This window comes from Streptomyces jumonjinensis, from assembly GCF_009600885.1.
In the GTDB taxonomy this organism is placed as follows: Bacteria; Actinomycetota; Actinomycetes; order Streptomycetales; family Streptomycetaceae; genus Streptomyces; species Streptomyces jumonjinensis.
This window is the reverse complement of sequence record NZ_VCLA01000096.1, coordinates 1-4,581: the sequence shown is the minus strand read 5'-3', so window position 1 is coordinate 4,581 and position 4,581 is coordinate 1. Positions and strand designations below refer to the sequence as shown.

3 protein-coding genes and 2 pseudogenes are annotated in these 4,581 nt (G+C 67.9%); 3 read left to right on the top strand and 2 right to left on the bottom strand.

Annotated elements, in window-relative coordinates; genetic code table 11:
* Positions 1 to 36: 36 nt before the first annotated feature.
* Both FF041_RS38930 and FF041_RS40540 read right to left on the bottom strand, forming a co-directional pair.
* Positions 37 to 174, bottom strand: a pseudogene (locus FF041_RS38930) (NUDIX hydrolase); the annotation flags it as partial.
* 13 nt (positions 175 to 187) lie between these two features.
* Positions 188 to 541, bottom strand: coding sequence for a GreA/GreB family elongation factor (locus FF041_RS40540; protein WP_350802504.1), 354 nt, complete (start codon positions 539 to 541; stop codon positions 188 to 190).
* Between the two features lie 6 nt (positions 542 to 547).
* On the opposite strand from FF041_RS40540, the gene FF041_RS11325 reads away from it, so the two are divergent.
* The 3 genes and pseudogenes from FF041_RS11325 to FF041_RS40750 all read left to right on the top strand — a co-directional run.
* Positions 548 to 1,762 (top strand): glycosyltransferase, encoded by a 1,215-nt coding sequence (locus FF041_RS11325; RefSeq protein WP_153522624.1) that lies wholly within the window; start codon positions 548 to 550, stop codon positions 1,760 to 1,762.
* A gap of 637 nt (positions 1,763 to 2,399) precedes the next feature.
* On the top strand, positions 2,400 to 4,073 hold the full coding sequence (locus FF041_RS11320) for a right-handed parallel beta-helix repeat-containing protein (RefSeq protein ID WP_153522622.1): 1,674 nt from the start codon (positions 2,400 to 2,402) through the stop codon (positions 4,071 to 4,073).
* Positions 4,074 to 4,334: 261 nt separating this feature from the next.
* Positions 4,335 to 4,581, top strand: a pseudogene (locus tag FF041_RS40750) (IS982 family transposase); the annotation flags it as partial.

Sequence of the window (4,581 nt, the reverse complement as noted above, 5' to 3'; positions counted from 1 at the left end):
CGGCGACCGCAGGCCGGTCGTCAGCGTTCTGCTGTGTCACGTCTGCTCCTCCGGGATGGATGGGGAGATCGTATCGACGGGGATGAAGCGGGTCACCGGTTCTCTGGGAACCCGCATCACGTCGATGTTCTCGACGGTGTCGCTGTTGGTGGCTTCACCCGCGAGGTACTCGCACCGGGCTGGTCTCTCACGCGTTGGGACGCCGACATGACGGAGCAGCGCAACGCAGGGCACCGGCTATGCCGGATGGCAAGGCATGGTCTGCTCGGCCCGGCGGGCCGTGTTCGTGGGCTCGCCGGGAACGCGGGCTCCAGGCCGCGTGGGGCCTCACATCGATGATCTCGGCCTGGACCTTCCGGCCGTTCGCCTCGTACTCGACGGCTTCGCCCACCCTCTTGCCGAGCGCCGCCGCCCCGAACGGGTACGTGGACGAGCGGACCTCCACCTCGGCGGTGGTGACGTCATCGGAGACCAGGTAGACGGTCTCCTCCTCGTCCCCCTCGGCGGCGTCGGTGAACGGATGGCATTCGGCGAGGAGAATCGCCGCATGCGGATTCTGATCATCACCGCCGGTTCACGGGGAGATGTCGCGCCCTTCACCGGCCTCGGGCGGCGCCTGCTGGACGCGGGCCACCAGGTCACCGTGGCCGCTCACCCGGCCTTCGCCGCACTCGTCGGCGGGTGCGGTCTCGGCTACCGGCCTGTACCGGGAGACCCGCAGGGGCTGATCCGAGCCTGGTCCCGGGCGGCGTCGCCGGAGGAGGCCCGGGCGCTGACAAGGGCGTACGTGGACGGGCTGGCCGACGGAGTGGCGGAGGCCGTCGCGGGCGGATCCGACCTGGTGCTCACCGCCTTCGGCCCGGCGCCGCTCAGCCAGGCGGCCGGCGAAGCGTTCGGCGTACCCGTCATCGGCACCTACCTCGCACCGGCGTTCGCCACCGGACAGTTCCCGCTGCCCGGCGCACGGGACGCCGACGGACTGGGGCCGGAGGGCAACCTCGCCGCGGGCCGGGCAGTGCTGAGGCGCGCGGAAGGGCTCTTCGCAGGTGCCGTGACCCGGCTGCGTACCCGCCTCGGGCTGCCCGCCGACGCGCCGTCGGCACCAGCAGACATCCAGCCGGTCTTCCACGGCTTCAGCCCGCTGGTGGTGCCGCGCCCCGACGACTGGCCCTCCCGGGCCGAAGTGGCCGGCTACTGGTGGCCCGCGCGGCCGGACCGCTGGCAACCCCCGGCCGAACTCGTCGACTTCCTCCAGGCCGGTCCGCCCCCGGTGTTCATCGGGTTCGGCAGCATGGCACCGGGGCAGGGGGAACGGCTCAGCAAGCTGGTGGCCGCGGCGGTGCAGCGGGCAGGCGTACGCGCGGTGGTGCAGGCCGGGTGGGCCGAACTGAGCGGCTGCGGCGCCGACATCCTGCCCATCGGCGACCTCCCGCACGACTGGCTGTTCCCTCGCACCGCCGCCGTCGTCCACCACGCCGGTGCGGGTACCACCGCAGCCGGACTGCGGGCCGGAGTACCCGCCGTGCCGGTACCCGTCATGGCCGACCAGCCGTTCTGGGCGTCCCGGCTGTACCAGCTGGGAGTCGCCCCCCGCCCTCTGCCGTTCCAGGATCTCACCGCCGAAGCCCTCGGCTCCGCCATCACATCCTGCCTCTCCGAGCCGGCCCACCGCCGCCGCGCAGCGGGACTCGCCCAGCGCATCGCCGCAGAGGACGGTGCCGCTAAGGTGCTCGCCCACATCGGCTCAGGGGGCGCCGGGTGATCCCGAGGGACGCTCCATCGCCGTCCTGGTCAGGGCCCTCGTCTGGCGCCTGCGGCGCACCGCCGACCTGCCCGCTGACACGACCAACAGCCCGTACCCGACAGTAGGGGCCACGTCGCGCCCTATCCCACGGCCGGTTGGATGGCCCACTAACCCCCATGAGCTGCACCGCAGACACCGGTAGTCCCGCTCCTGCGGTTGGCTGCCAGCACAGTGTCCTGCACGAGGCGTGGAACGAAGCCCCGGCCTGAAACACGACCTGGCTCGGCTACGACCCCCGCTTCCTCTTCTCGGCCCTCTGGATTCTTCTCGTCGGCCTCCCTCCTGCCGTCGCTTTCCCCACCCTCTATTAAGGGACGATCGGTGCCTTCGTAGTGGCATGTGCTGACAGGTCCGCTGCCGAGGTCAAGCGCCCGGAATCCCCTCTCGCTGGTGACGCGTCAGAGGCGGGATACAGCCGCTGCGGTTATTCCTCTTCTCGTGTCAGCGTGTCAGCTTGTCTCACGAGGTCCGATAATCACATGGTACGGACGTTCAGCGAATCTGAGTCAGGTCGCCCCATGCGATGCGTTCGGCGACCGTGCCATCGTCACGGCTGCCGTATCTCGGTTTGCCGTATGGACCAGCAGGTGAATGAATGAGAAAGCTATACGCTCTTCTGCCGGCGTTCGCTGTCGTCGCTGCGGTATTCCCCGCCGCGCCCAGCTACGCGGCTTCCACACTCATCGTCGGTCAGAATCCGACAACGTGCCCCGGTCAGGCATTCACGAGCATCCAGGCCGCCGTCAACGCGGCGGTGTCCGGGGACACCATTCAGGTCTGCCCCGGCACCTACAACGAAGTCGTCACGATCACCACGCCGAATCTCACGCTGATCGGCACGACCACCCCTCCCTCGAACTGTGATGTGGTCGTGGCGCCCGACCCGACAACGGACTCGATCATCGCGTTCACGAATGTCAGCGACGGGGTCGTCAACCTGGAGGCGGACAACCTCAGTTTCCAGGGGTTCACGGTCCAGAACGGCGGCAGCGGCCCGGCCACCTCCGGCATCTTCACGTCCAACCTTCACTCCGGTTACTCGATCACGAACAACCTGATTCAGAACAACCTGATCGGGATCTACCTCAACACGAGCACCCCGGCAACCCAGTCCGAGGTGGCGCACAACTGCATTCGCCAGAACAATCTGGGCACACCCGCCGCCGGTGACGGAATCTACTCCGATCAGGGCCTGCACAACGTGCTGATCGACAACAACGCGCTCTTCCAGAACGACAACAACGGGATGCTGATCACCAAGGCCGACCCGTTCACCGTCGACAACGTGAACATCAATAACAACGTCTCGCATCAGGAGGGTGCGTTCCTCGGCATCTTCTCCTCGACCAACAGCCTGGTGACGGACAACACGATCGTCGACGACGTCCGACAGGCGATCGCCATCGCGGACGAGAACACCGGACTCCAGGTTCTGCGCAACACCATCCAGGGCGGGGGGCGGGGTATCTACGCCGTCAGCACGTTCGCACCTCCGCTGACCAGCAGCCAGGTGACGATCAGCGACAACAACATCAGCAACACGTCGGGCGACGGCATCTCCGTGGCCCAGGAGTCGTTGACAGCTTCGACCATCTCGAACAACAGCGTGACCAATGCCGGTCGTGACGGCGTCTTCATCGACGACGTCAGCGGAAACGGCGGCAACCAGGTCACCGGCAATGTTCTCCAGGGCAGCGCCAACTTCGACTGCGAAGACCTCACCACCGGTGCCGGCACCGCAGGGACGGCGAACACCTGGACGAATAACCAGGCCCAGACGAGCAACCCCGCCGGTCTGTGCCCCGCGGTCGTCCAGCCTCCGTCGCTGACCGTCTCGAAGACACATGTGGGGGACTTCCAGGCAGGCGAGCAGGGCACCTACACCATCACGGTCGGCAACGCGGGCCCCGGACCCACCGACGGCACCACCGTCACCGTCCACGACGTCCTCCCCATGGGTCTGACCGCGGTGAGCATGACGGGCACCGGATGGACCTGTGACGTGGCCACCCTGACCTGCACCCGTAGTGATGTCCTGGCCGCCGGAGCCAGCTACCCGCCGATCACGCTCGTCGTCGACGTGCCCTGCGAGTGCAAGACGAACCGCCAGGGAGGCGGCGGGTGCGAACCGAGGACGGGCGTCGACACCGTGACGGTCACCGGAGGCGGCGACACCGCCACCCACACCGCCACCGACCCGACCACCATCCAGGGCGACGAGCACTGCAAGAAGTCCAAGGACAAGAAGAAGTTCCCCTTCTGGTGGTGACGGCCGGGAAGGCCTCCGGACACGGGGACGAACCCCTTCCGTGATCGATCGCCCAACGTAGCGGTGGTTGCCGAGCCCAGCCTCCTGAAGGCCGGACTCGGCAACCACCCCGTTGGCGTTGCCAGACAAGTGCCGGTCATCGAGGTCGACGAGATCCGCCGTTGCGCGTACCGGGTCCGCCCTCCCAGTCGCCCCGGCAAGGCCGGCACCGAAACGTCAGGAGGCTTACGGGTCAGGTACGTGGGAAGCCCCGGCCAGTCCCGGCTGTATTTGGTCCCCATGGCGGAGGGCGAGCCCGTCACCTGGTGTTCGGCGGGCCGGAAACTCGGCGAGCGGGAGGTGGTGACCGCACTGCTGGAACGTGGCCGCCACCTCATCCGCAAAGGTCAGGTGATCCCCGCGGACAGGGCTTTGCTGGAAAGGAGTTCGAGGCGTTCCTCACCGAGCACCTCGGCCTTCGCCTCGTGGGTCTCCCGTACAGCGGCGTTCTCGCGCGATTCACCGGGCT